This is a genomic window from Syntrophorhabdus sp., from assembly GCA_012719415.1.
Classification (GTDB): Bacteria; Desulfobacterota; Syntrophorhabdia; order Syntrophorhabdales; family Syntrophorhabdaceae; genus Delta-02.
In genome coordinates this window covers 1-4029 of record JAAYAK010000319.1, presented here as the reverse complement: position 1 = coordinate 4029, position 4029 = coordinate 1, and the positions used below count along the sequence as shown (strand labels likewise).

The 4029-nt window shown below is 56.8% G+C and carries 3 protein-coding genes; all 3 read left to right on the top strand.

What is annotated here, in order from left to right:
- The first annotated feature begins 211 nt into the window (after positions 1-211).
- Positions 212-2224: an SAM-dependent DNA methyltransferase gene (locus tag GXX82_17940; protein NLT24926.1), complete on the top strand. Its 2013-nt coding sequence runs from the start codon at positions 212-214 to the stop codon at positions 2222-2224.
- The gene (locus GXX82_17935) at positions 2221-3324 is read left to right on the top strand and encodes a virulence RhuM family protein (GenBank protein NLT24925.1); all 1104 of its coding nucleotides are present in this window, start codon (positions 2221-2223) and stop codon (positions 3322-3324) included. The genes GXX82_17940 and GXX82_17935 overlap by 4 nt, the downstream gene beginning before the upstream one ends.
- A partial coding sequence (locus GXX82_17930) for a restriction endonuclease subunit S (GenBank protein NLT24924.1) occupies positions 3321-4029 on the top strand: 709 nt, incomplete at its 3' end. The genes GXX82_17935 and GXX82_17930, both read left to right, overlap by 4 nt.

The following is a 4029-nucleotide window of genomic DNA, read 5'->3' as shown; positions in this document are numbered from 1 at the left end:
TTGTACGATATCGGTGAAGCTCTCCAGTAATTTCAACGTACGGTAAACATCGGAGCCTTCACAAGGGGTTGACAGGGGGATTCCTGATGAGGTACTGCGGCACCGTAACGGCCTGTCTGCATTATGACCAGGCTCCCTCTGCACCTCGGATTTTCACCCGGTATTCTGTAGCTTCCAATATCGACGAGCCACCACACGCGGAGCCTGCTAAATGAATAACTTCAACGAGAAAACCAGCTTCATCTGGTCTGTTGCGGATCTCCTCCGCGGACCATACCGCCCGAACCAGTACAAGGACGTCATGCTGCCCCTGACCGTCCTGAGGCGCCTCGATTGTGTCCTAGAGCCCACGAAGGACAAGGTCCTGAAGGAGCAGGAAAAGCTCTCAGGGGGCAAGGTAAAGGACATAGGGCCTATTCTCTGTCGCGTCACCGGCATGCCTTTCTACAACACGAGCCTCTTCACCTTCGAGAAGCTCAAGGGCGATCCTGCTCACATTGAGGCCAACCTCGTCAACTACATCAAGGGTTTCTCCGCCCGGGCCGGGGAGATCATCGAGCACTTCGGTTTCGAGGAACATATCACAAGGCTGGAGAAGGCGGACCGCCTCTACCTCGTGGTATCGAAGTTCTGTGACATCGACCTCCACCCCAGTGCCGTATCGAACCTGGAGATGGGCTACATCTTCGAGGAGCTCATCCGGAGATTCAACGAGGCATCGAACGAGGAGGCCGGTGATCACTTTACTCCCCGTGAGGTCATCCGCCTCATGGTGGACCTCCTCTTCCTTCCTGACAGTGACATCCTCACCACCAAGGGCATCGTCAGGACCCTCTACGACCCTGCCTGCGGTACGGGCGGCATGCTCTCCGTGTCGGAGGAGTATGTCCGGGAACTCAACCCCGACGCGAACCTCAAGGTGTTCGGGCAGGATTACAACGCGCAGGCGTACGCGATATGCGGCTCCGACATGATGATCAAGGGGCAGGAGATTGAGAACATCGCCTTCGGGAACAGCTTCACCGACGACCGCTTCCCGAACCACAGGTTCGAGTACATGCTCGCGAATCCTCCCTTCGGAGTGGAGTGGAAGCCCGAGGCCGAGGTCATCAAGCGCGAGCATGAGGAGCAGGGGTTCGGAGGCCGTTTCGGGGCAGGGCTTCCCCGGATCAATGACGGCTCCCTGCTGTTCCTCCTGCACATGATCAGCAAGAGGAAGGACCCGAAGGAGGGCGGTACCCGCCTGGCTATCGTCTTCAACGGTTCCCCCCTCTTTACGGGAAGTGCCGGCTCCGGCGAGAGTGACATCCGCCGCTGGATCATCGAGAACGACTGGCTCGAGGCCATCGTGGCCCTCCCTGATCAGCTTTTCTACAACACCGGGATATCCACCTACCTCTGGATCGTAACGAACAGGAAGGAACCGAAGCGCAGGGGCAAGATACAGCTTGTCGACGGCACAGCATTCTTCAAGAAGATGCGTAGGTCCCTGGGGAATAAGCGCAACGAGGTTTGCGAGGATCAGCGGGGGGACATCACCCGCCTGTACGGGGATTTCAAGGAAGGCGAGCAGGTCCGCATTTTCGACAACGAGGACTTCGGATACCGCCGCATCACCGTGGAGAGGCCCCTGAAGCTCAACTTTGCCGTCGATGAGGAGCGGCTTGCCCGCGTGAGAGAGGCGAACGCTTTTGCCGGCCTCGCGTCCAGCAAGAAGCGCAAGGACCTAAAAGGGATGGAAGCCGAGATCGATGAGGGGAAGAAGCTCCAGGAGGCGATACTCGAGGCCCTGTCAGGACTGGCATCGAAAGGTGTGGTCAGGAACCGAGAGGAGTTCTCCGACCTGATGAAGGAGGCCTTCAACAGGACGGGTCTGAAGATCCCGGCGCCGTTGTTCAAGGCCATTCTTATGGCACTGTCCGAACGTGACGAGACGGCGGATGTCTGTGTTGATGGGAAGGGGAAACCTGAGCCGGACCCGGATTTGCGCGATTATGAGAACGTCCCTCTTAAGGAGGATGTGGAAGAATACATGAAGCGCGAGGTCCTGCCGCACGTGCCCGACGCATGGATCGATCACAGCAAGACCAAGATCGGGTACGAGATCAACTTCAACCGGTATTTCTACCGGTATGTGCCACCGCGGCCGCTGGAGGAGATCGAGGCAGACCTCAAGAAGATCGAGAAGGAAATAGCGGATATGCTGACAGAGGTAACAGAATGATTAAGAACCTGCCCGCCCCCGGCGACTCTCAGATTGTCATCTATCAGGTGGAATCCGGCACGACCCGCCTTGAGGTGCGGCTGCAGGATGAGACCGTCTGGTTGACACAGAACCTGATGGCAGAGCTGTACCAAACCACCAAGCAGAACATAAGCCTGCACATACAAAATATTTATGAAGAGGGCGAACTCGACCCGGAGGCAACCGTCAAGAAATACTTGACAGTTCGCCCGGAGGGCTCGCGGACGGTCAAGCGACCGCTAGATTATTACAACCTGGACATGATCATTGCGGTAGGTTACCGGGTCAAGTCCGGCGTTGCTACCCGGTTCCGCCAGTGGGCCACGGTTCGCCTTCGTGAATACGTCGTCAAGGGGTTTACGCTCGACGACGAACGGCTCAAGGGTGGCAGTGGGCTGGTGGACTACTTTGATGAACTGCTTGCGCGCATCCGAGAGATTCGCGCCAGTGAAGCACGCGTCTACCAACGCATCCGGGAGATCTTCGCGCTGGCCTGTGACTACCGGGAAGGCGAGGAGGAAACACAACGCTTTTTCGCCACCATGCAGAACAAGATGCACCATGCCGCCACCGGCATGACGGCTGCGGAGATCGTCCGGAGGCGAGCGGACGCAGGCAGGACCAACATGGGCCTGACCTCGTGGAAAGGTGGCCGGGTGCTGAAACGCGATGTGGGCACGGCCAAGAACTACCTCGATACCGAAGAGATCGACACGCTCAACCGCATCACGGTGATGTTCTTGGACCAAGCCGAGTTCCGCGCCCAGCGGCGACAGGACATCAGCATGCGCGATTGGGAGATCTTCCTCGACAAGTTCCTCCGCGATACCGAACTGCCGGTACTCTCCGGGCCGGGTATGGTCAGCCGCAACGAGGCTCTCGAATGGGCGGAGGTGCAGTACGACGCCTTTGCTGAGCGGAGACGGCTGGAAACAGAATCCGAGGCCGAGGCGCGGTATGTGGAAGACCTGCAAACTTCCGCGAAGACGCTGGAGACGGAGCGTAAGGAGCAACCCGGCAAGAAGAAACGCCAGAGTAAAGGCGGCAAATACGGGCCGGGCAAAGGGGATAACTCGTGATCCCTTCAGTGCAGAAAGGCAAACGAGCAACATACCCGGCATACAAACCATCCGGCGTGGAGTGGTTGGGGGAGATTCCGGAGCATTGGGAGATCCGTAAACTGAAATACACTGCATCTGTGCAATTCAGCAATGTGGACAAGAACACTATTGAAGGAGAGGAACCAGTTCGCCTTTGCAACTATATCGACGTTTACAAGAACGAGTTCATCACGGACGATTTCGAGTTCATGCAAGCAACCGCAACAAGAGCGGAAATCAAGAAGTTCACCGTTAAGCAGGGAGATGTGATCATCACCAAAGATTCAGAGTCATGGACTGACATAGCCGTTCCTGTATATGTGGTCGATCAACTCCGAGGTATTCTTTGCGGTTATCACCTCGCGCAGATTCGTGCCAAATGCCAAATACTTGATGGGAAATATCTGTTCAGAGCCTTTGCATCGAAGGCCATCAACTACCAATTCCAAGTTGCGTCAACTGGGATTACCCGCTACGGGCTTGGCAATTATTGGCTTGAGAACGGCTTGCTTGTTCTTCCTCCTTTCCCCGAGCAGCACGCCATAGCCGTCTTCCTCGACCGCGAGACATCCCGCATCGACGAACTCATCACCAAGAAGCAACGCCAGATCGAGCTCCTCCAGGAAAAGCGCTCCGCCCTCATCAGCCACGTCGTCACTAAGGGGCTTGACCCGGACGTGAAGA

Bases quoted from the DNA above. Each gene is read 5' to 3' on its own strand.
- GXX82_17935 (NLT24925.1), top strand. From the start codon at position 2,221: ATGATTAAGAACCTGCCCGCCCCCGGCGACTCTCAGATTGTCATCTAT.
- GXX82_17940 (NLT24926.1), top strand. From the start codon at position 212: ATGAATAACTTCAACGAGAAAACCAGCTTCATCTGGTCTGTTGCGGAT.